Genomic DNA, 22,940 nt, shown 5'->3' on the forward strand with positions numbered 1-22,940 from the left:
CATGACTACAGCCGCACGCATTCTTGTCGTTGATGACGAACCCGACCTGCTCACCCTCTACGAGCTGGCCCTCATCCGCGAAGGCCATCAGGTGCAGACCGCCAGCACGCTGGCCGAAGCCCGCAGCGCCCTGGCCGAAGCCACGTTTGACGTGCTCATTACCGACATGCGCCTGCCTGACGGCCTGGGCATGGAGCTGCTGCGCGAACTGGCCGCCGCCAGAAGGCCGGAGCGCAGCATCATGGTGACGGCCTACGGATCTCCCGAGACCGCCGTGGAAGCCCTCAAGGCCGGCGCGTTTGACTACCTCACCAAGCCGGTCGATCTCAAACAGCTGCGCACCGTTGTCGCCTCCGCCTTGCAAGACGCGCCCGCGCCTGCCAGGGCCGCTGCCCCGGCGGCATCCGCTGCGCCCGCCGCTTCGCAAGCTGCGGCGGCGCGCCCGGCCCCGGCCACCCCGTCCCCCGCCGCGCCTGCTGCACCCGCTGCGCCCGCATTCGAAGGCGAAGACATCAGCCCGCAAGGTCAGGCGGCGCTGGCGCGGCTGGTAGGCCAGTCGCCCGCCATGCAAATGGCCAAGCAGCGCATAGCCAAAGTGGCCCGCAGCATGGCCCCCGTGCTGGTGCACGGCGAATCGGGTACGGGCAAAGAGCTGGTGGCCAATGCCGTGCATGCATGCAGCCACCGCGCCAGCGGGCCGTTCGTGCCCGTCAATTGCGGCGCCATTCCTGAGAACCTGCTCGAAGCCGAATTTTTCGGCGCGCGCAAAGGCTCCTACACCGGCGCCACGCAAGACCGTGTTGGTTTTTTCCAGGCCGCTGCGGGCGGCACGCTGTTTCTGGACGAAATCGGCGACCTGCCCCTGGCCATGCAGGCCAAGCTGCTGCGCGCCATACAGGAGCGGCGCGTTCGCCCGCTGGGCGCCACCCAGGAAGAGCCTGTAGACGTGCGCATCGTCAGCGCCACCCACAAAGACTTGGCCGCCCAAGTGCAGGCCGGCCACTTCCGGCAAGACTTGTATTACCGCCTGAACGTCATTGAACTCATCGTGCCGCCCCTGCGCGAGCGCCGCGAAGACCTGCCCCTGCTTTGCCAGGCGCTGCTCGCGCGCATCGCCAGCGAGGCGGGCAGCCCGCCGCTGGCCCTGACGCCGCAGCTCATGCGCGACATTGCCTCCCAGCCACTGGAAGGCAACGTGCGCGAACTTGAAAACCTGCTGCACCGCGCCGTGGCACTGGGCGAGGTAGCACCTGCTGGCAGCCCCGGCGCGCTGGACTGGGCCGATGCCGCGCGCATTGCCGCCGCCGCCACGCCCGCTTGGCCGCCGCCTGCGGCTGCCATGCCTGCGCCAGCGCTCGCGGCGGCATACCCGGCTGCGCCGCCGTATGCCCAGCCTCCCCAGGCGTTTCAGGCGCCTCAAACGCTGCCTCAAATGCCGCCTCAAACGCCGTCTCTTCAGGCGCCGCTCCCGCAAGCGCCGTTTTATGGCCAGCCTGCCGCGCCCGCGCAGCCGCCGCAGTCTTACCCGCCGCCATCTGCCGTGGCGGCGCAGCCTTTCGTGCCGCCTCCCGCGCCTGCCGCGTTCCAGCCGCCCGCGCCCACCTTCGCCGAGCAGACGGCCCGCGCGGCCCAGGCGTATGGCGCTCCTTTTTCGCTGGAGCCTGCGCCTGCCGCGCCGCCCGCCGCACCCGTTTCAGATGCGGGCCTGCCACCGGGCGAGGCCGTTGCCAGCGGCCAGACGCCCCTGCCGTCTGATCTGGAAGCCTGGCTCAACGAGCAGGAGCGCCAGGTGCTCATCCGCGCGCTCAATGAAACGGGCTTTAACCGCACGGCCGCCGCCGCCCGCCTGGGGCTGAACCTGCGCCAGATCCGCTACCGCATGGCGCGCCTGGGCATCGTTCCGCCCGGCAGCCACGCCGAAGAAAGCGGTAACGACGGCGATGACGGCGAAGCAGCCTGACCCCGCTTTTCCCGCTACTCCCGCCGCCTCCGTCTGGCAGGCCGGCTGGTTAGCTGGCGCGCGCCGCTGCCCCTCGCCCAACATTGGCGCGCGTCCTGCGGGCGTGATGATCGACCTCGTCGTCATCCACTCCATCAGCCTGCCGCCCGGCCAGTACGGCGGCGACGAAGTGCAGCGCCTGTTCACCAATACGCTGGACTGGGACGTCCACCCCTGGTTCAGCCAGATACGCGGCCTGCAAGTGTCGGCCCACTTCTACATCCGCCGCACGGGCGAACTCTGGCAGTTCGCCCCCGTGCAGGCGCGCGCCTGGCATGCAGGCGCTTCCAGCTACGAGGGCCGCCCCAACTGCAACGACTACTCCATCGGCATCGAGCTGGAAGGGCTGGAAGGCGGCCTGTTTGAAGACGCCCAGTACGCCACGCTGGCCGCCCTGTGCCGCGCGCTGGCTACTGCCTGCCCCATCCGCGCCGTGGCAGGCCACGAGCACATTGCCCCAGGCCGCAAGCATGACCCCGGCAGCGGCTTTGACTGGCCGCGCCTGCGCCGCGCCTTGCAAGATCTTCATTGGCGTTTCCCATGCACTGATGCGCCGCCGCAACCGTAGTGGTCCGCACCAGGGCGCGGGACGGGTATCAACAGCAGACGGATAGATACTATTTTTGCTACTTTGTTTGCAGCGCAATGTCCTAGTAAATACTGCGTCACTTGATATTTTGATGCCCTGTTTTTTGCTCCTGTTTTTTTGATTCATTCAGGCTTGCAGTGCATGCACATAGCCCGCCTGCGGGCGGCGAAAAACCGCTTGTGCGGGGTCTGTATCGGGCGGCAGCGGCAGCCGCGCGCAACGGCCGCCTAGCGAGTAACACCAGCCGGGAACGATCCCCGCAAATTGAGGCTGTCAGCATTGAAGGGCCTCTGGCGGCTTTTTAGTCAAGCCGAACCGGTTGCTTTCCCATTTTTTCCATGAAAGGCTTTATATGGAGGATTCTTTTTCTTCTTTCAGCTGCTAGCCAATGCGCCTGCTCTCAAGTGGGTGGAGGCGGCGGAGCATCAGCCGCAGTCAATAAAACCCATGGAGGAGGTAGCCGATTTACCGAATGAAGATGCCAGTGCGGTGGTGAGCAAGCTTTCAGAAGCAGCCATGGCTATTTATGCCAAATCGGTCATAAATGCCAAAGCGTATAGGCAGTTGGGCGATTCAGGTTCGTTTGGCACGGGGCAATGACTTGAAGGAAGATCACGCAGAGTTGTTCAATAGCCCTAATTTCAGTGACGCCAATAAAAGGTAAAGACCGTCAATGCGTTAATCAGCAACACGGTCGCAGTGGTGGCTCTGAGACTGCCGCCTTTGGGCGGTGCCGGTGTAACTTCGGGCGCGACGGGAAGTGGTGTTGCAGCCAAAGCCGTCTACGATCAATCCGTCAGTGCCAAGCACGATGCCGTGGCCAAACTGCTGGATGCCTCTTTGCCTGTTGGCAGCGCCCGCCAGCGTTCGAGCGGAGAAAAAGATAAGGAGACAGCATATAAGTCGAATTCGATTGACCTATTTCGTAGCGACATGGATTCTTGTCAAAAACAGTGCGCTGCCATGAAACCAGGGGCGTTTATCCGCCTGACGCACAGGCGCAAGGCTGGGCTGGGCCATGCATGGCTATTTGTCAACCTGATTGCGCTGTTGGTGGCGTGCAAAGATGCGTGTTCACAACCTGTCTGGCACGACGCCGAAGCCACCCCCAGCGCCGGGAGCACTTTCATGACCGCTCACCACGAACCCAAGCCCCAGCAAGCTGCGCAGACCATCGCCAGCTTGCGTGATGCTTTGCGCGCAGGCAATGTGCAGGCCGTAACGCAAGTGACGGCGCTGGTGACCGGCACGCAGGCCCCCGAAGTGGTGCAGGCCTTGGCGCTACACGCACAAGAGCGCGACGGGCGTGCGCTTCACGACTGGGCGCGGGCGCTGCTGCGCGCGGGCGACACCCAGCCCCTGGCCGATGTGCTGGCACGGCTGGTGTTAGGAGGGCAATTGCAGCAGCCAGCGCCACAGCGCTTTAACACGGCCACTGCGCCATCGACATCCCATGCCCCAGCTGCGCCCTATGCGCCGTACACCCCTGCGGCAACGCTGGGCTATTGGGCTGGTGTGTTGCAGGCTGCCCTGGTATCGGCAGCGCCCGACGAAAGCGCGCGTGGCAAGCTGGTTGAACGCCTGTTGGCTTATGCGGCCAGCCTGGCTGATGCCACGCCAGCCGGTCGTCAATGGCGCATGCTGAATCTGGATTCAAATACGGCCCGCAAGATGTCTCCAGACACCCGTCTGAGCAACGCCATGCGCCCACTGGCTGTCAAGGGCATCCGGGCCAATGGCGAGCCGGACGTCGAAACGGCAGACGAGAGCGGGCCGTTTTCCGCGTTCATGGGCGCTGCCAGGCGTGTGCGTGAAGGCCTGGAGCGCAATGCCAGATAGAGAGCTGCGGATTTCAACGGCTCACTTCAACTGTCCATCAGCGGCTGGCAGGCAAGGGCAAAGCCCTCAGAGCCTGTACGAAATCCGCCCATGGGTGCAGCCCACGTTTTGTTCGCGGCTGCCTGCCGCCACGCAGCAAACCACACCGCTATCGCTACAAGGCTTCACGCATGCTGCACAGCAGCCCGCGCTGCGGCATGCATGTCGGCCATGCCGGAAAGAGAAAGAGGGGAGGCGAATTTGCCCCTGATTTCATAGCATGAAGTCTTGGTGAAATCAGCGCAAAACGGGTTTTTTGACCCTATAAATTTGCTCCTTTTTAATTGAGATTCCGTCCTCAAAACGATCCCAAAAGTCTGACCATGCGCCGGACGCAAGCGATCTTGACGAATGCTTCAGCTGAGGCCACGCTGACTTCGTCGTCCTTACTTAATCGTCTCGATTGACTTATTAGCCAGGCAAGCATGAACAGCCTGATCAGCAAAGCCCTGGCTCCTGCCCGGTCTTGAATGCCAGCCGAGTGCATCACCACGGCCGACAGCAGTCCCATCGGGTCTACGGCTATGTGGCGCTTGCGCCCAAGATTTTTTTGCTTGCGTCATATTCGCGCTGCCCCTTTTGAGACGGTCTTGACCGATTGGGAGTTGATGACGACCGCGCTGGGCTTGGCCCGCATGCCTTGGCGTGCACCTGCTGGTGCAGCAGCGTCAGCAGCACGTCCCACACGCTGCGCTGACGTCAGCGGGCAAAGGTGTTGTAGATCTGTTTCAAAGCGACTGCGCGCCGAAAGTGTCGCAAGCCGCCACGCTGCCGCTTTTGTATCCCGTCAAAAACCAGCGCTGGCGCTGGGCGCTGGTGCCGTGGGTGAAGGTGTCGGGCCGGGCCACGCCAGACTGCTCGCGCTGGAGATGGTCATCGCCGATCTGGGCGGCGGCATTGATGGCTGATTCCAGATCGCCCTGCTCCAGCCACTGTTTGGCCCGCTGCGACTGGTGCGCCCAGATGCCCGCATAGCAATCGGCTTGCAGCTCCACGCGCACCGACAAGGCGTTTTGCTCGCGCTGGCTGATGCGCCCGCGCAAGGCATCTACCTTCTGCGTGGTGCCCAGCAGCGTCTGCACGTGGTGCCCCACCTCATGCGCAATGACATAGGCCCGCGCGAATTCGCCCGGCGCGCCCAGTTGCCGGCTCAGGGTGTCAAAAAAATCCATGTCCAGATACACCTTGCGGTCACCAGGGCAATAAAACGGCCCCATCGCCGCCTGCCCTGTGCCGCAAGCCGTAGGCGTTGCGCCCCGGTACAGCACCAGACGCGGCGGCTGGTACCGCGCCCCTGCCGCAGCGAACACCTGCTGCCAGGCATCTTCGGTTGAAGCCAGCACGGTAGATACAAAAGCGGCATCCCGGTCATTGGCGGGCGGCTGCCTTGCAGGCGCCTGATGCGCCACCTGTGTTTGTCCGCTGCCCGCCAGCAAACCCAGCGTGGTCAGCGGATTGATGCCAAACACGCCCCAGGCCACCAGCGCAATGACGACGCTGCCCACGCCAATGCCGCGCCCGCCCACGCCGAAGCTGCCGCCGGAACCGCGCCGGTCTTCCACATTGTCAGACTGTCGATTGCCTTCCCATTTCATCGCAAATGCTCCCGCGTTCCAAACCTGCAAATGAAAAGATGGTAGCCCCGGACAGAGGCTGCCTTCTGGCTGGCGCGCCGGTCTTCTGCTCCGGACGAAGCACGCCTCTTTCCGCGCGCAGGCCTTGTGGCATTTCATTAAACAGCAGGCCGGTCATAGATACTTTTGTGCCAGCCTGATCCGGATGGTCTTTTATTTCTGCCCATCTGGAGGCTGTTCTAAAAATCATCCTCAATACCGCACCATCGTTTGACGATATTACAGTCAACCTGTCGTGCGGGTATTATGTTAGCGTATTGAAAACACGCGCCAGAAAACATACTCATGCGAAATTTCCAATTCAAGTTGTTCACTCAGTAATATGCTGTACATTTACAGCATCCTCCGCCCAGAAACCAAACCAAAAAAGCTCTGCGCATGGCCTGATGAAGAGGGATGAAAAGCAACCCAAAATACCCAACTGAAATATCCAAGCGACATTAACCGAAAACAGCTTGAGCGCATCTGCCCCCTATTGGAGAGGTAGGGCGCACGCAAGAGCACCCATCCGCGTAAGGTGGCCCCTTACGATGTGTTTTGTGCCGCGCTGTTTTCTTGTGCGCGCTCTTTCTTTAACAGGCGCCTGGGGCCTGCTTCAATGTGCTTATGCCGCTCGTTTCAGGCTCGCTGCATTTGTGCCAGCAGGCAGCATGCCCTGCCACGTTGGAAAACCGGGTGGTAAATAGCACCACAGGCAGTCTGTGACGTTTTAAAGCAAGAGCGAGTTCAAGGAGAAAAAAAGGCATTCATGCCCGTTTTGCCAGGACTCGGTGCTATTGATAAAAAAGCGCAACAAGCCGATACCAGCTGCCTGTTGCGCAGCCCGCCTCGCATCCGCGTTTCTTGCTATTTCCCGCAAGCCTTGATGCACGGCTTGGCAGACGTGTTTCGAAGCGCCTCATTCGCGCCCACGGACTGCTGACAGGGGCTTATTTGTTCAGCTTGCCCGGCTCGCTGTCAGGAGGCAGGCCCATGAGGTCGGTGAGATTGGCCGGGCTGGTGGTGGTCGCCGCTGGTTTGCCGCCAGCCTGGCTGCCGCCTTTGTCTTGCTTGATGTAGTAGGAGGCGATGGGGTCGCGCGCGCGGCCCAGTGATTCGGCCAGCTTGGCGGCGAATTCTTCAGGCGGCGGCAGCTTGCTGACCGAGCGCTGGATGCGCAGCAGCCGCAAATCCACGCTCTTGAGAACCAGGGTTTTGAAGGCGGTTTCGCGGCGTTGCTGGTTCTCGTCGATGTTGGCGCTGCGCATGCGCACATCGAACACATGCTCGGCCTTGCCGTCAGGCGTGCAGACGACGAAATCCACCACATGCGCGGCCAGTTGCGCGGTGGCCAGCGCGCGGTTTTCGGAGTGGCGCACGGAAATGATCTGATCCATGCGGGGGCGGAACAGCACGGCGCGGCCCGGGAAAGCCTCGCGCAGGTACATCAGCAAGCTGATGTGCGCGGGCGAGATGGCTTCTTCCGTCGCGTAGCGGTTGTCGTCAATGGAGGCGGTGGATGACTTGTTTTGCTGCTTCATGTACAGCCACGCGCCAACGCCTGCCAGCACGGCGACGATGAGCAAAAGCCCCAATCCCAAAGACATGATGCGTGTTCTCCCTAGTGAAAAATGACGGCATGATAAGCGACTTTTTTCAACATTTGAACGATTTTTCTTGCAAGGAAACACCATCATGAACGCAATTGCGAGCGCAGCCTGCCCGCCGCTGGCGGCGCAGACCATCCTGGTGACGGGCGGCGCGCGCGGTCTGGGCCGCGCCATTTCGGAGGCCTTTTTGGCGCAAGGCGCGCGCGTGCTCATCAACTGCCTGCATAGCCTGGAGGCGGCCCGCGCGCTGGCGGCGCAGCACCCCGGCCAGGCGCTGGCCGTGCAGGCGGATGTGCGTGACGCGCAGGCTGTGCAGGCCATGCTTGAGCAAGCGCGCGCGCACTTTGGCGCGCCTGTTTGCACCGTAGTGAACAACGCGCTGCCTGCCTTCAGCTTCAACGGTGACGCCCGTCCGCATGCCGATGCGCTGAGCTGGCAGGCCGTATCCGGCCAGCTCGAAGGCGTGCGCGCCGCGCTCAACACCACGCAGGCGGCGCTGGCGGGCATGCGGGCGCAGGGCTTTGGCCGCATCGTCAATATCGGCACCAATCTCGTGCAAAACCCCGTGGTGCCTTACCACGACTACACCGCAGCCAAGGCGGCGCTGCTGGCGCTCACGCGCACGCTGGCGCAGGAGCTGGGGCCGGAGGGCATCACGGTGAACATGGTCTCTGGCGGCCTGCTGCGCACCACCGACGCTTCTGCCGCCACGCCCGCAGCGGTGTTCGAGCTGATTGCCGCCAGCACGCCCCTGCGCCGCGTGACCACGCCTGCCGAGCTGGCCGATGCCGTGCTGTTCTTCGCCTCGCCCTGGGCGCGCGCCGTGACGGGGCAGAACCTGATTGTGGATGGCGGCCTGGTCAAGCACTGATCGGCGCTGGCAGTCCGCCCGCAGCTGCCGTGCGGGCGCAAGCAGGCATCGATTCAGCTCCTTATTCCATAGCATTAGGTCCTAGTAGAACGAGCGCGAGCGCCCATTTCTGGCTCCTAAATTTGCTCCTCTTATTGATGCAAAAAACCTTCTATTCGCGCCCGGACCGCTTGGCCTTGGCCCTGCTGGCCGCCAGCCTTTTCGCGCCCGCCGTGGCGCAAGGACAGGACGGCGTCACGCTGTATGGACGCCTGGACGTCAATCTCACCCGCGCCCGAGGTCAGAAATGGCACATGGACCGCGCCTCGCACAGCCGCATCGGCCTGCGCGGCAGCGAAGATCTGGGCGGCGGCCTGCGCGCCCAGTTCCAGCTTGAAAGCCGCATCAGCCTGAAGGACGGCGCTGTGGACGCCGCCCGCCCCTGGGGCCGCCAGGCCTGGCTGGGCCTGCGCGGCCCTTGGGGCGCGCTGCGCATGGGGCGCTCTTACTCGCCTTCGCGCTACGCCGCTTCCAGCTATGACGCAATGGACGGCGGCATCGGCACGCCAGGCACGCGCGCCTTGCTGCTGGGCCACGCTTCAGCCACCTTTGTGCGTTTTGAAAACGGCGTGTATTACGAAACCCCCCGGCTGGCGGGTTTGGCCTTGTCTGCTGCCGTCTCGCTCCATGCCGCAGGCGGCGCAAAGCCCCGGCGCCGGGCGCGTTCACTTCGCCTGCACTATCGGCGTGGCGCGGCAGATCTCTCCGTGGCCTACGGCCAGCCAGGCGAAGGCGGGCATGTGGCATCAGCGGGCCTGGCATGGGATTTCGGTTTCATCAAACCAATGGCCCAGTTCCATGCAGGCGCCCGCGAGGGGCGCTGCCGCGCTGCCTGGCAGATCGGTCTGGCGCTGCCCAGCGGCGCGGGCGAATGGCGCGCCGCTTTTTCGCGGCTCGATGACCGTGGCCCTGCGCCGCAAGCCGACCGCAAGCTGCTGGCCTTGAGCTACCGCCACAAGCTCTCCCGGCGCACCGTGCTCTACGCCACGGTGGCGCATGACCAGGCCCGCAGTCAGCCAGGCCGCAAAGGCATTGAGCTGGGACTGCGGCATTCTTTTTGATGCATGGGTTCTGAAGGCCCGCTCAAAGTTTGCCTTGGGTGCGGAAAGCGCAGCCTCGGGTGACTTGGGGCGTTGCGAATCCTCGCCGGGTCACAAGATCCGTTTGTGGTTTGCGCCTTGCCGTTCGCGCTGATCCTCTGCCCCTGACGGTCAGATTGCAAACAGGCTCTTGGGGCGTGAAGCGGCGCATCGCGGACACGGTCTGTTTCCTGCTGTTCATCGCTGTTTCCGTCTGTTCATTCCGATAGCATCCGCCAGGCTGCTGGCCGCATGGAGCTGGCGGCGCGCTCCCATTTCCCATTCCACATTTCCCATTCCATCCCGCCCGCCTGATCCGCCAAGGACCACCCTCATGAATGCCCCTGAAGAACGCAACGCCGAACGCGCCGCCGAAAACCCCGAAGCCGCCGCCGTAGATGCCGTGGATGCCGCCGTGGCTGCCAGCAGCAGCTATGAGCTGCTGAAAAAGCGCCTGCAAGCGCAAGGCGGTGCGCTGCTGGACAAGGCGCTGGCGCTCAACGCCGGGCGGCAGGCGCAATTCGGGCAGACCGAGCAGCGCCTGGTGCTGCGCACGCGCGCGCGCACCGAGCACAACTGCGTGGCGCGCGACATGGTGCGCATCGGCCCCGGCAAGCTGCTGTTTGGCTTCAACGTGTTCATGGGCTTGCGGCAGGAAACGGGCGTGGGCGACGTGTTCGCGCTCTACGAGCTGGCGCACACCGAGGGCGAGGCGGAAAGCGACGAGCTGATCGCCCTGCCCATTGAGGGCAGCTTTTTGCAAGACGCGCGCTTTGTGGCCGATTTCCGCGAGCTGTATACCTATTACAAACACGCCACGCTGCGGCAGCTCACGCACACGCAGGAATATGTGCTGGCTTCATTTCAAATCGGGCAGCAAAATCAGGATATTCGCGTATTCCGCTGGCGCTATGAATCCGACGGCAGCCTGACTTATGTGGACAATCGCGGCGAGCGCGATATTGCCCTGCCCGCCAGCCATGATTTTGAATGGACGGCCGTCACGCGCGAGCAGCACGTGAGCGGGCGGCATCCGCACATCAATATTCTGGACACGGTTTTTGTTGAAACCACGGGCGGCGATTTGACCGTGAAGGTGGAAAACAATACCGAATCGGGCCTGGGCATTTACAGCGAGCCGGTGGAAGACGCCAGCCAGGCGCTGGGCGATGCCGAAATTGCCTACGCGAAACTGGGCCGGCTGATTTTGCTGCGCATACGCCCGTACCGTGAAAGCACGGTGCGCTATCTGGTTTACAACCAGCGCACGCAGCAGGTGGTGCGCATTGATGCCATCGGCGCTTCCTGCGTGCAATTGCCCGAAGACCACGGCATTATCTTTCCGGGCGGCTATTATTTGCAATCAGGCGAATACAAGCAGTTTGATTTGCCGGCCGAAACGGCGGCCAATTTGCGTTTTGCCCGCATGTTGCGCTCGCCCAATGGCGAAGATGTGGCGTATATTTTTTACGGCAGCACGCCCCATAACGGAAAATCAGGCCAGGGCCACTCCGATATTTCGCATCTGGATATTCCGCATTACGCCCTGTTTACATACAACCTGATTGAAAAGCGGCTGGCCGCGCCGATTATGGCCAACGGTTTTGCCCGGTTTTATGACGGGCGGGTGCTGGTTTTTCAGGCCACGCAAGGCGAGGCCACGCGCATACACCCCATGCAGCTGTGGCAAACGCCTTTTGCCACGGAGGAATACGCCAGCCGCCAGCCGGGGCGGCACGGCACGGGCTTTTATGGCCGCGTGGGCAATGCCGATTTGGTGCGCGGCATTTCCGACCTGAACGGCATTGCCCGCGCGGTGCGCGAGCAAGCGCCCACGCGCACGGCGTATGAAGACCTCATCCGCCAGTGCCAGCGCGCGCGCGATGCCTACTTCTGGCTGGACGCGCCAGAGGCCGGCCAGGCCGCGCAAGACCTGCACGCCATCGAGCAAACGGCGCAGGCCACGCTGGCCGAGTTCGAGAAAGTGGAGGCCATCCGCGCCAGCACGGCGCGCGCACTGGACGCCGCCGAATCGAAAACGCGCGAGCTGCTGGGCGAGCTGGCCGCGCAGATGTGGCGCCAGCCCGCCGATTTCGTGCACGCGCTGGAGCAGCTGCGCCAGCGCCAGGGCGAGATGCATGCGCTGCGCGAATTGCGCTATGCCGATGTGCCGCGCATCGACGGCATGGCGCAGCAGCTGGCCGCCGAGCAGCAGCGCGTGGGCGAGCGCGCCCTGCAATTTCTGAGCGGCGAAAAAGCCTTTGCCGCGCAAGAGCAGGCGCTGGCGCAACTGACCCAGCAGCTGCCGCAGGCGGGCAGCGCCACGCAAGTGGGCGACATGCTGGCCGGGCTGGACGCGCAAGCGGCCGGGCTGGACTTGCTGAGCGAGCAAATCGGCCTGCTGCCGGGCGGCGACGCCGTGCAGCGCACCGCCATCCTGGACCGCATTGCGCGGCTGTATGCCGACATCAACCGTCTGCGCGCCGAGGCCCGCCAGCGCCGCCGCACGCTGGGCGCGGCCGAGCAGCGGGCCGAATTTGGCGCGCAGTTCAAACTGTTCGGCCAGGCCGTGGAAAACGCGCTGGAGCTGGCCGACACGCCCGAAAAATGCGACGAGGCGCTCACCCGCCTGCTGGCGCAGCTGGAAGACATCGAGGCGCGCTTTGCCGATCAGGAAGACTTTCTGGCCGACATTGCCGCCCAGCGCGAAGCCGTTTACGAAGCCCTGGGCGCGCGCCGCCAGAGCCTGCTGGACGCGCGCCAGCGCCGCGCCAAGGCCCTGGCCGACGCGGCGGGCCGCATTCTGGACGGCGTGCCGCGCCGCGTGGCCAGCTTTGCCGACGTGGCGCAAGTGCACAGCTACTTTGCCGCCGACCCCCTGCTGGCCAAGCTGCGCGAGCAGGGGGCCGAGTTGCGCCGCCTGGGCGCGGCCGTGGCGGCCGATGACCTGGCCACACGCCTGAAGGCCGCGCAAGAGCAGGCCATGCGCGCCGTGCGCGACCAGCGCGACCTGGCCGCTGAAGACGCCGCAGGGGGCGCGGGCGGCATCCGCCTGGGCCAGCACGTCTTTACCGTCAATCGCCAGCCCATCGACCTGACGCTGGTGGCGCATGAAGAAGGCGGCCAGCCCGCGCTGGCCTGGCAGATCACCGGCACCGACTACCTGGCCCCCGCGCGAGACGAGCGCCTGCTGGCGCTGCGCCCTTTCTGGAACCAGCCGCTGGCGTCTGAAACGCCGCAACTGGCTCGCGCCGAATGGCTGGCCGCCCAGTGGCTGGACGCCGTGCAGGCCGGCCAGGCCGAACCCGGCTGGGACGCGCTGCTGGCCGCGCTCACCGAATCCGACCTTGCCGACCCTGCTGAATCCGCTGAAAACGGCGAAGCGGCCGCCCCCGCTGCCCTGCTGGAGCCGCTGCGCCGCTTTGCCGCCGCCCGCTACCAGGAGGGCTACCAGCGCGGCATTCATGACGATGACGCGCTGGCCATCGTGCGCGCCCTTGCCCCCATGCAGGCCGCCGCCGGGCTGCTTATCTACAGCGGCGCGGCCCGCGCGCTGGCCCTGCTGATGTGGGAAAACGGCCTGCGCGACGAAGCGCGCGAATCGCTGGCCCGGCGCGCGCGCGCCGCGCAAGGCATTGCGCTACTGTTTTCAGAGCGCCAAAGCGTTGATGCGCTTGCGGCAGAGGCGGATTTGATGCTGCAAGCCTTCGCGGCCGAACACCCCGACGTGCTGCAAGAGCTGCTGCCCGCCGCCGACGACGCGCAAGAGCGCGCCAGCCTGTGCCGCGAAGCCGCCGCCTACCTTGCGCGCGAGCTGGCGCAAGGCGAAGCCGAAGGGGGCCTGACCTGGGCCGCCAGCGGCAGCGGGCAGGACTTGGCTGCCGCGCTGGAGCGCTCGCTGGACAGCGGCGGCCAGCTGGCGGCCTGGCAGCGCGACCTGGCCGCCGCCGCTCCGCTGGAGAAGTGGCGCATCGCCCGCCAGTGGGCCAGTGCCTTCGCGCAAGCCCAGGGCAAAGACAGCGCCGCACGCCCGGGCAGCGTGGAAGACGCCGCCACCTGCCTGGCGTGCGCCGCCGCGCGCCGCCGCGTCAATGCCGCTCTCACGGCCACCGTCACCGGCCTGCGCAGCGAGCACCCGCGCATCACGAACGGCGCGCTGGCGCTGGATCTCAATGACTTCTGGCAGCGCGTGCGCCGCCACCGCGAGCGCGTGCTGCCCGGCTTTCACGCCTTCCAGACCCTGCGGCACGAGCTGCTGGAGCAAGAGCGCGCCCGCCTGCACCTGGCGCAGTTTCAGGCCCAGCCCCTCACCACTTTCGTGCGCAACCGGCTCATTGACGAGGTGTATCTGCCGCTCATCGGCGCCAACCTTGCGCGGCAAATCGGCGCGGCGGGCGAAGCCAGCCGCAGCGACCGCAGCGGGCTGCTGCTGCTCATCTCCCCGCCCGGCTACGGCAAAACCACGCTCATGGAATACGTGGCCCAGCGGCTGGGGCTGGTGTTCGTGCGCATCAACTGCCCGGCGCTGGGCCACGGCGTGACCAGCATCGACCCCGCCGCCGCCCCCAACAGCGCCGCGCGCCAGGAGCTGGAAAAGCTCAACCTCGGCCTGGCGATGGGCAGCAACGTCATGCTGTATCTGGACGACATCCAGCACACCCACCCCGAATTCCTGCAAAAGTTCATCGCCCTGGCCGACAGCACCCGCCGCATCGAAGGCGTATGGCAGGGCCAAAGCCGCACCTGGGACATGCGCGGCAAGCGCTTTGCCATCGTCATGGCCGGCAACCCCTACACCGAATCGGGCGAAGTCTTCCGCATCCCCGACATGCTCGCCAACCGCGCCGACATCTACAACCTGGGCGACGTGCTCACGGGCCGCGAAGAAGCGTTTGCCCTTTCCTACATCGAAAACAGCCTCACCAGCCACCCCGTCACCCAGCCGCTGGCCAGCCGCGAGCCGCAAGACGTGCAGCTGCTCGTGCGCATGGCCCAGGGCGAAGCCGTGGACGCCGCCCGCCTGGCCCACCCCTACAGCGCCGCCGAGCTGGAAGAAATCCGCAACCTGCTGGTGCGCCTGATGAGCGTGCGCGACGTGCTGCTCAAGGTCAATCAGGCCTACATCCAGTCCGCCGCGCAAGACGACCGCTACCGCCAGTCGCCCCCCTTCCGGCTGCAAGGCAGCTACCGCAACATGGCGCGCCTGGCCCCGCAAGTCACCCCGCTGATGACACCGCAGGAAATCGGCGATCTGCTGCGCGACCACTACCGCGCCGAAGCCCAGACCCTCACCAGCGGCGCGGAAGAAAACCTGCTCCAGCTCGCCCAGCTCACCGGCCAGGCCACTGAAGCAGAAACCGCCCGCTGGCAGCAAGTGCAGGCCGAATTCCGCCGCCAGCGCCAGATGGGCGGCGCCGATGACGACCCCGCCATCCGCATCACGCGCGGCCTGCTCGATATTTCACGCAGCCTCGAAGCCCTCAACCCCGAAAAAACCGCCGAAAAACTGGCCCGCCAGCTCACGCAAGGCCACATGCTCCTGGCGCGGCCCCTGACCGCACTGGCCCGCAGCATCAAGGAAGGCGACGCGGCCACCCAGCGCCAGCTGCAAGACACCCTGTCCGCCACGGCAGCCGCCCTCAAGGCCTTGCAGGGCGCCGCCGCCGATCTGGCCCAGCACAGCGACCGCGCCCAGGAAAAGTGCATGGTCGAAGCGCTGCTGTCGCTTTCCGTCACCTACCGCCAGCTCATCATGCCGCTGGTGCGCGGCATCGAAGCGCGCCTGGGCCACGACGCGCCAACACGGGCGCAGACACACGCGCAAATCGAACAAGTGGAAAAAGAGCTGCGCAAGCTAGAGCAAAAGGAACACGAGCCACGAAGCTCATGAACGGCGAAACGAAAAATCCCTGCGCGTGAAATGGCTCATGGGCCAAGCAGCATGCCGCAAGCGCATGGATGCCACCGCCGCCCGCGCGGGCAGCCCCCGCTTTGCGGAGCGGGCTGCATTTCAGGCGAGATCATGTGCGGCGGAGAATGGCTTTTTAGCTCCTTTATCCATAGCGCGATGTCCTAGTAGATATTGCGCAGAATGATATTTATGCCCCTTTGAATTTGCTCCTGTTTTGATTCATCTTGACGGTGCAGGCTTGCCCGCCCCGGCGCGGGCCGGCTGCAACCAGACGCCGGGCGTCATTGGCTCACGCGCAGCGGCCCGTGAATGCGCCATGAAGCCGCGCAGGCAGGCGAAGCGGCGCAGCAGCCCTTTTTCAGCTTGCCTTCAGCAGCGCGCGCTGGCGGAAGACGGGGCGGAGGTGCACCGCCATCGGCAGGCAAGGCGGACGCGAGGCTGGCTGACCATGCTGATGGCGGTGCTGGACAGGCGACAGCTTCCGTCACGTCGTGCGAGACCATGGACGCGGCCAGCTGGCAGCGGACCATTTCAGCCAGCAGCAAGCGGTGCATCTGGCCTTTGAAAGCCTGTCCATGCTCTGGCGGCATGGGACAAAAGCCCGCAGGCGGACCTTGCAGACCACTTGCGGATAGTGAACAGTTTTTTAGCTGGCCAAGGCACAAAAAAAGCCTGCCAAGTGTTCTTGGCAGGCTTTTGTGGCCCCGGGCAAAGCCGAAGAGGAAAAGCAGCGGAGTCTGGAGGGGCCGCCACTCAAATGGCGGCTTGTGGCGGGTTGCCGTGGCTTGCGCCTGGCGTGGTGCTGATCGGCCACGCTCCCCGCGCCCTGACTCCAGACAGGTGGCCTTATTCGGCGGTGGGTTGATCAGCCGCCGGTGCTGGCGCTGGCGCCTCGTCTTCGCTTTCACTGCTTGCCGCAGGCATGACCACCGTGACCAGCACGGGATCATTCTTGCCATGCAGAACAGGCTTGACGCCCTTGGGCAGAGCCACATCGCTCAGGTGCAAGGTGGCGCCGATTTCCAGCTTGGACAGATCGACCTCGATGGCTTCAGGCAGATCAGCGGGCAGGCACGAGATTTCGATTTCGGTCAGCACGGGGTTGATCAGCGCCTTGCCCAGCTTGACGGCGGGCGATTCTTCTTCGCCCTTGTAGTGCAGCGGCACTTTGGTGTGCAGGCGCGTCTTGGCCGACACGCGCTGGAAATCAACGTGCAGGATTTGCTGGCGCACGGGGTGCATTTGCAGATCGCGCAGCAGCACTTTGCTGGTCTGGCCGTTCAGCTCCATTTCCAGCACGGAGGCGTGGAAGGCTTCCTTTTTGACGGCTTGCCACAGCGCGTTGTGGTCCAGCTCGATCATTTGCGGCTGGGCTTCGCCGCCGTAAACAATGCCCGGCACCTTGCCGGCGTTGCGCAGGCGGCGGCTCGCACCCGTGCCTTGCGTGGATCGCTCAAAAGCGACAAATTTCATGTGTGACTCCTGTTTGAACCGTGCCGCGACCAGCCCGGTTCTGATGAAAAAAGGCCCGCACGCTGATGCCGTGCAGGCCCGCCTGGCCGTCTCCGGAATCAGAACAGGCCGTCCTGCTCCAGAAACAGACTCATGACCGATTCGCCGCGCGCAATGCGCTGCATGGTCTGCGCAAACAGCGGCGCAACCGAGAGCTGGCGAATCTTGTGGCACTGCGTGGCAGCGCCGGAAAGGGGGATGGTGTTGGTGACGACCACTTCATCCAGCGCCGTGCCGTTGGCGATGCGGTCAATGGCGGGGCCGGAAAAAATGGGGTGCGTGCAGTAGGCGTAAACCTTTTTCGCGCCGCGCTCCTTGAGCACTTCGGCGGCTTTGACGAGCGTGCCGGCGGTGTCGATCATGTCGTCCATGATGACGCAGTTGCGCCCGTCGATGTCGCCGATGATGTGCATGACTTCGCTCACATTGGCTTTGGGGCGGCGCTTGTCGATGATGGCCAGATCGCAGCCCAGCTGCTTGGCCAGCGCACGGGCGCGCACCACGCCGCCCACGTCAGGGCTGACGACCAGCAAATCGGTGTAGTTCTTCTGGCGCAAGTCGCCCAGCAGCACGGGCGAGGCGTAGATGTTGTCCACCGGAATGTCGAAAAAACCCTGGATTTGGTCGGCGTGCAGGTCCATCGTGAGCACGCTGGCCACGCCGACGGTTTGCAGCAGATTGGCCACCACCTTGGCGGAAATGGGCACGCGCGTGGAGCGCGGGCGGCGGTCTTGCCGCGCGTAGCCGAAGTAGGGGATGACGGCGGTGATGCTTTCGGCTGACGCGCGCTTGAGCGCGTCCACCATGATCAAAAGCTCCACCAGGTTTTCATTGGTGGGCGCGCAAGTGGGCTGCACAACGAAGACGTGGCGCCCGCGAATGTTTTGCTTGATTTCGACCGTGACTTCCCCGTCGGAGAAGCGGCCAACGGCGGCTGCGCCCAGGTTGATGCGGAGGTTGCTGGCGATTTCCTGCGCCAGCGCGGGGTTTGCGTTTCCGGCGAAAACCAGAAATTCGTTGGATGTGGAAGGCTGCATAAGCTGGCGCAGGATCAGTGGGACTTGTATGGCGCGCCGCGCAGCATGGCGCTTACCCAGAATGTTTGGCAGGGGAGGAAGGACTCGAACCCTCGCATGTCGGAATCAAAATCCGATGCCTTAACCAACTTGGCGACTCCCCTGCGCGGGATGATTCGCAATGAATCACCCTGAAATCTTGCCTGCCGCCCATCCGGCCAGCGGGTGGATGGCAAGACTGCTGCATTCCTTCATCAGCCAGCCTTGCGGCGGCGTGATGGGGCCGCTTTGCCGCTCCTGATGAAGCGGCGCAAAAACAGCGCTGCCAGAGCCTGTCATCCGCGCATTCAGACCCGCAGATTGCAGCAGTTGAATGCCTTGGGTGACTTGCGGATTGAGCCGCTCGGCCACTGGCTGCAAATCGTTTTTGCCAAAGGCAAGCGGGCTTGCAGCGAAAGCGCGGACTATAGCAGGTTTCGTGTCGCGCCGCAGCTCAGGCGAGCGAAAAATTTGCGCGGTATCCAGGCCGGCAGGCGGCTTGAGCACCACAAAGCGCGTGGGCGGCAGGTGAATGGCCTGCAGTTTTTCGCCCACGCCTTCGGCCCAGGCGTGGCGGCCAAAGAGGAAGAACGGCACGTCCGCGCCCAGTTGCAGGCCGATGTGCGCCAGCGTCGCGCCATCCAGCCCCAGTTGCCAAAGGCGGTTGAGCGCCAGCAGCGCCGTGGCGGCGTCTGAAGAGCCGCCGCCCATGCCCGCTTGCGCGGGAATGCGTTTTTCAATGGCGATGTGCGCGCCTTGCGTGCAGCCGGTGGCCGCTTGCAGGGCGCGGGCGGCGCGCAGCGTCAGGTCATCGGCAGGCAGCGGCGCGCCAAGGTCTTCGCGGCTCAGGCGTCCACCGGCGCGCCTTTCAATGTGCAGGGTGTCGCACCAGTCGATGAGCGCGAAGGCCGATTGCAGCAAGTGGTAGCCGTCAGGGCGGCGGCCCGTGACGTGCAAAAACAAATTGAGCTTGGCCGGCGCGGGCAGGTCGTGTAGCGAGTGCATGGCAGCGAGGGAGTTCTGGCATGAAAAATACCGCAGGGGCAAAGACCGATCAAATTTCCACCGGCCCGGCCAATGGCAAAAAAGCGTATTGATCGGCGGGCAATAAGCCTTGCGGCTTCGATGGCGCCGCATTGTTGTCCGCGCGGCTCTTTTCCCCAGCGCTGCGCTCGGGCATTCGGCATGGCGAACATGGAGTGCGGGCGGACCTATAAATTTCGCGGCTCCGCTTGAACCGCAACAAGAAAGAGTGGCTCGGCCCGCACGCTTTCTGGAGCAATTGCCGTCAGGCCGTTCACCTCCGATGCGCTGCCCGGACCCCACACGCCATGAGCGACACATCCAAATCCTCCGCCCCCATCATTGCCGCCTCTGCGGCCGCTCTGCTGGCCCTCATTGCCTTGGCTTGGCTGTTGCCTTCACCCGCTGACTATGGCAAGTCTTTGCCCAGCGCTACGCAAGAGCTGGATATGGCCCGGCGCATTCAAAAGGTGGGCAGCATCCGGTTTGCGCAGGCCGCCAAAGGCCCGCGTGAGCCGCGCGCGGGCGAAGCTGTTTTCAAGGCGCAGTGCGCCGCCTGTCATGCCGCAGGCGTTTCTGGCGCACCCAGATTTGAAAATGGCAGCGAGTGGGCGCCGCGCATCTCGCAGGGCTTTGACGCGCTGGTCAGCGCGGCCGTCCACGGCAAAGGTGCCATGCCTGCCCAGGCGGGCGGTTCTGCGACCGAGCTGGAGGTGGCCCGCGCCGTTGCCTATATGGCCAATGCCGCTGGCGCCCAGTTTGAAGAGCCTGCCGCCCCCGCAGCCCAACAGGGCGAATAAGGACTTGCTCGCCGGTCTGCCAGCAAACGCAGACAGCGCAGGACGGGCCTTGCCAAGACAAGAACGCGGGAACAAGCGCGCCCGCGCTTCGCGTTCACTTCAATTTGAATCCCTTCGCTTCAAGGCGGATCGAAGTTGGCGAAGCACTGGAGTATTTTGCTCCCACATTAATAGCACTATGTCCTAGTGGGGGTCTGCGCAGGCAGGCACTCCAGGCACCTTTTATTTGCTCCTGTTTTTGATGTGGTTCGGCGGAGCAATCAGCCCAAAGGCGCGCCTCACCGCAGCAGATAGCTCCCGCCTAACAATAGATTAGGCAAAATGAATTGGAATAGTTGATAGTTTGCCTTGATAATTCAGCCCGTCGCCCAGCCAGGCGCGCTTTTCAGAACCTGTTCGCAGGCGTCCATCTCAACCTCTCAACTCAAGGAGCCTCTCATGTCCGTACTCAACACCGAAATCAAACCCTTCAAGGCCAGCGCCTACAAAAACGGCCAGTTCATCGAGCTGACCGAAGCCGATGTCAAAGGCAAGTGGGCCGTGTTCTTCTTCTACCCGGCCGATTTCACCTTCGTGTGCCCCACCGAGCTGGGCGACGTGGCCGACCACTACGCCGAATTCCAGAAGCTGGGCGTGGAGATTTACTCCGTCTCCACCGACACGCACTTCGTGCACAAGGCCTGGGCCGATGCGTCCGAGACCATCGGCAAGATCAAATACACCATGATTGGCGACCCCACGGGCACGATCACGCGCAACTTTGAAAACATGCGCGAAGACCAGGGCCTGGCCGATCGCGGCACCTTCATCGTTGATCCGCAAGGCGTGATTCAGGCCGTGGAAATCACCGCCGAAGGCATCGGCCGCGATGCGGGCGATTTGCTGCGCAAAGTCAAGGCTGCCCAATACGTGGCCGCGCACCCCGGCGAAGTCTGCCCCGCCAAGTGGAAGGAAGGCGAGCAAACGCTCAAGCCTTCGCTGGAGCTGGTCGGAAAAATCTGAACCGCTGCTGATGCCTCACGGCCTTCGGGCCGCTTCATGCAAACCGGGCCGGATGGCAGGCAAGGCGGGCGCGCGACCCGCTGGCCGTCCGGCTTTTTTTCGCCTGGCTGTTCTCCGGCAGTCGGTGCAAAGCTCCTTTTCCAGGAGCGAATTTGAGGGCCTGAAAACGGCTGTGGTCTCCGTGAAACGTGCGCAGACAGCTATTAAATAAAGAGCGAATATCCATCGCCCATCAGTCCCATCGGATACGAAAGGAATCTTCATGCTTGACAAAGACATCTCCGCCCAGTTGCAGCAATACATGGGCATGCTGCGCCGCCCCTTCACCCTCACGGCCACGCTGGGCAGCGACGCCAAATCCGCCGAATTGCGCGAGCTGCTGGAGCAAGTGGCGGGCATGAGCGCGCACATCACGCTGCGCACCGATGGCAGCGACGCGCGCGCGCCTTCCTTCGCCCTCACGCGGCCCGACGGCCCGCAGCATCTGCGCTTTGCCGCCATTCCGCTGGGCCACGAATTCACCAGCCTGGTGCTGGCGCTGCTATGGACGGGCGGGCACCCGCCCAAAGTGGCCGAAGACACGCTGGCGCAAATCAAGGCGCTGGAGCCGGCGCAAGACCTGAATTTCGAGGTTTACATGAGCCTGTCGTGCCACAACTGCCCCGACGTGGTGCAGGCGCTCTCGCTCATGGCCATCTTCAACCCGCGCGTTCGCGTGACGGTGATTGACGGCGCGCTCTTTCCCCAGGAAATCGAAGCGCGCGAAATCATGGGCGTGCCCGCCGTCTATCTGAACGGCCAGTTCTTCGCCAGCGGCCGCATGACGCTGGAAGAAATCCTGCAAAAAGTGGACACGGGCGCCGCCGCGCGTGACGCTGGAAAGCTCTCGTCCAAAGCGCCGTTTGACGTGCTGGTGATTGGCGGCGGCCCCGCTGGCGCCACGGCGGCCATTTACGCCGCGCGCAAAGGCATCCGCACCGGCCTGGTGGCCGAACGCTTTGGCGGCCAGGTGAACGACACGATGGAAATCGCCAACTACCCCGGCGTGCCCGAAACCAACGGCCCTGCCTGGGCCGCGCAGCTGGAGCAGCACGTGCGCAATTACGAGGTAGACCTCATCAGCGCCCAGCGCGTGGCCGAAGTCATTCCTGCCGCCCAGCCCGGCGGCCTGATCACCGTGCGGCTGGAAAACGGCGGCACGCTGCAAAGCCGCACGCTCATCGTGGCCACCGGCGCGCGCTGGCGCAACGTGAACGTGCCCGGCGAGCAGGAATACAAAACCAAAGGCGTCGCCTACTGCCCGCACTGCGACGGCCCGCTGTTCAAGGGCAAAGACGTGGCCGTCATCGGCGGCGGCAATTCCGGCGTGGAAGCGGCCATTGACCTGGCCGGCGTGGTGCGGCACGTCACCGTGCTCGAATACAACCCCGACCTGAAAGCCGACGCCGTGCTGGTCAGCAAACTCAAAAGCCTGCCCAACGTCACCATCCGCACCCACGCGCAAACCACCGAAATCACCGGCAGCCAGGGCAAAGTCAGCGGCCTGAGCTTCAAAAACCGCGACAGCGGCGCCAGCGAACACGTGGCGCTGCAAGGTGTGTTCGTGCAAATCGGCCTGGTGCCCAACACCGAATGGCTGGGCAGCGTGGTGCAGCGCAACCCGATGGGCGAAATCGTCATCGACGCCAAAGGCGCCACCAGCGCGCCCGGCATCTTCGCAGCGGGCGACTGCACCACCGTGCCCTACAAGCAAATCGTCGTCTCCGCCGGCGAAGGCGCCAAAGCCGCCCTGGGCGCGTTTGACTACCTCATCCGCACCCCTGCGGCACAGTGAGAGCCTGCCAAAGGCAAGCGCAAAAGCCCGCGTCGGCGGGCTTTTTCATGGTCATTGGGTCCATGAAGGGCAACGCTGAATCTTTTGAATGCCTGCAAGCGCCTTGGGCGGTCTTGAGCGCTGGA

General features: G+C 64.2%; 15 protein-coding genes and 1 tRNA gene. 10 read left to right on the top strand and 6 right to left on the bottom strand.

Translation table 11 applies throughout. The annotated features are described in order from the left end of the window. Window position 1: 1 nt before the first annotated feature. The 4 genes from ADJ79_RS07515 to ADJ79_RS07525 all read left to right on the top strand — a co-directional run bounded on the left by ADJ79_RS07515 (window position 2) and on the right by ADJ79_RS07525 (window position 4,427). Entirely contained in the window at window positions 2–1,960 is a 1,959-nt protein-coding gene (locus tag ADJ79_RS07515; protein WP_050715450.1) for a sigma-54-dependent Fis family transcriptional regulator, read from the top strand. Continuing rightward, window positions 1,941–2,567, top strand: a complete 627-nt coding sequence (gene ampD, locus ADJ79_RS07520) for a 1,6-anhydro-N-acetylmuramyl-L-alanine amidase AmpD (RefSeq protein WP_050715451.1) — start codon at window positions 1,941–1,943, stop codon at window positions 2,565–2,567. Before ADJ79_RS07515 ends, ampD begins: the two co-directional genes overlap by 20 nt. A 468-nt stretch (window positions 2,568–3,035) precedes the next feature. Continuing rightward, window positions 3,036–3,188: a hypothetical protein gene (locus ADJ79_RS14245; protein WP_156304086.1), complete on the top strand. Its 153-nt coding sequence runs from the start codon at window positions 3,036–3,038 to the stop codon at window positions 3,186–3,188. A 528-nt stretch (window positions 3,189–3,716) separates the two neighbouring features. Continuing rightward, window positions 3,717–4,427 (top strand): hypothetical protein, encoded by a 711-nt coding sequence (locus tag ADJ79_RS07525; RefSeq protein WP_156304087.1) that lies wholly within the window; start codon window positions 3,717–3,719, stop codon window positions 4,425–4,427. 767 nt (window positions 4,428–5,194) lie between these two features. On the opposite strand, the gene ADJ79_RS07530 is transcribed toward ADJ79_RS07525, so the two are convergent. Next, entirely contained in the window at window positions 5,195–6,061 is an 867-nt protein-coding gene (locus tag ADJ79_RS07530; RefSeq protein ID WP_050715453.1) for a neutral zinc metallopeptidase, read from the bottom strand. Between the two features lie 968 nt (window positions 6,062–7,029). Beyond that, window positions 7,030–7,686: a DUF2726 domain-containing protein gene (locus ADJ79_RS07535; protein WP_158241626.1), complete on the bottom strand. Its 657-nt coding sequence runs from the start codon at window positions 7,684–7,686 to the stop codon at window positions 7,030–7,032. Between the two features lie 88 nt (window positions 7,687–7,774). Between ADJ79_RS07535 and ADJ79_RS07540 the strand changes: the two genes are divergently transcribed. From ADJ79_RS07540 to ADJ79_RS07550, 3 genes are all read left to right on the top strand, one after another. Continuing rightward, the gene (locus tag ADJ79_RS07540) at window positions 7,775–8,560 is read left to right on the top strand and encodes a 3-oxoacyl-ACP reductase (RefSeq protein WP_050716492.1); all 786 of its coding nucleotides are present in this window, start codon (window positions 7,775–7,777) and stop codon (window positions 8,558–8,560) included. A gap of 137 nt (window positions 8,561–8,697) precedes the next feature. Then, entirely contained in the window at window positions 8,698–9,660 is a 963-nt protein-coding gene (locus ADJ79_RS07545; protein WP_050715455.1) for a porin, read from the top strand. A 352-nt stretch (window positions 9,661–10,012) separates the two neighbouring features. Then, a complete protein-coding gene (locus ADJ79_RS07550) occupies window positions 10,013–15,568 on the top strand; it encodes a DNA repair ATPase (RefSeq protein ID WP_082203187.1) in 5,556 nt (1,851 codons plus the stop codon). Between the two features lie 867 nt (window positions 15,569–16,435). Here ADJ79_RS07550 and ADJ79_RS07560 read toward each other — a convergent pair. The 4 genes from ADJ79_RS07560 to ispE form a co-directional block, all read right to left on the bottom strand. Next, complete coding sequence (locus tag ADJ79_RS07560) at window positions 16,436–17,062, bottom strand: 50S ribosomal protein L25/general stress protein Ctc (RefSeq protein ID WP_050715457.1); 627 nt, start codon at window positions 17,060–17,062, stop codon at window positions 16,436–16,438. A gap of 98 nt (window positions 17,063–17,160) precedes the next feature. Next, window positions 17,161–18,138 (bottom strand): ribose-phosphate pyrophosphokinase, encoded by a 978-nt coding sequence (locus ADJ79_RS07565; RefSeq protein ID WP_050715458.1) that lies wholly within the window; start codon window positions 18,136–18,138, stop codon window positions 17,161–17,163. A 66-nt stretch (window positions 18,139–18,204) separates the two neighbouring features. After that, a tRNA-Gln gene (locus tag ADJ79_RS07570) sits at window positions 18,205–18,281 on the bottom strand. 22 nt (window positions 18,282–18,303) lie between these two features. Further along, window positions 18,304–19,161: a 4-(cytidine 5'-diphospho)-2-C-methyl-D-erythritol kinase gene (ispE, locus tag ADJ79_RS07575; protein ID WP_050715459.1), complete on the bottom strand. Its 858-nt coding sequence runs from the start codon at window positions 19,159–19,161 to the stop codon at window positions 18,304–18,306. A gap of 326 nt (window positions 19,162–19,487) precedes the next feature. Between ispE and ADJ79_RS07580 the strand changes: the two genes are divergently transcribed. The 3 genes from ADJ79_RS07580 to ahpF all read left to right on the top strand — a co-directional run bounded on the left by ADJ79_RS07580 (window position 19,488) and on the right by ahpF (window position 22,815). After that, complete coding sequence (locus tag ADJ79_RS07580) at window positions 19,488–19,979, top strand: cytochrome c5 family protein (protein ID WP_050715460.1); 492 nt, start codon at window positions 19,488–19,490, stop codon at window positions 19,977–19,979. Between the two features lie 438 nt (window positions 19,980–20,417). Beyond that, window positions 20,418–20,981 (top strand): alkyl hydroperoxide reductase subunit C, encoded by a 564-nt coding sequence (gene ahpC, locus ADJ79_RS07585; RefSeq protein ID WP_050715461.1) that lies wholly within the window; start codon window positions 20,418–20,420, stop codon window positions 20,979–20,981. Window positions 20,982–21,243: 262 nt separating this feature from the next. Further along, window positions 21,244–22,815 (top strand): alkyl hydroperoxide reductase subunit F, encoded by a 1,572-nt coding sequence (gene ahpF, locus ADJ79_RS07590; RefSeq protein ID WP_050715462.1) that lies wholly within the window; start codon window positions 21,244–21,246, stop codon window positions 22,813–22,815. Window positions 22,816–22,940: the final 125 nt, after the last annotated feature.

It is taken from the genome of Ottowia sp. oral taxon 894, assembly GCF_001262075.1.
In the GTDB taxonomy this organism is placed as follows: Bacteria; Pseudomonadota; Gammaproteobacteria; order Burkholderiales; family Burkholderiaceae_C; genus Ottowia; species Ottowia massiliensis.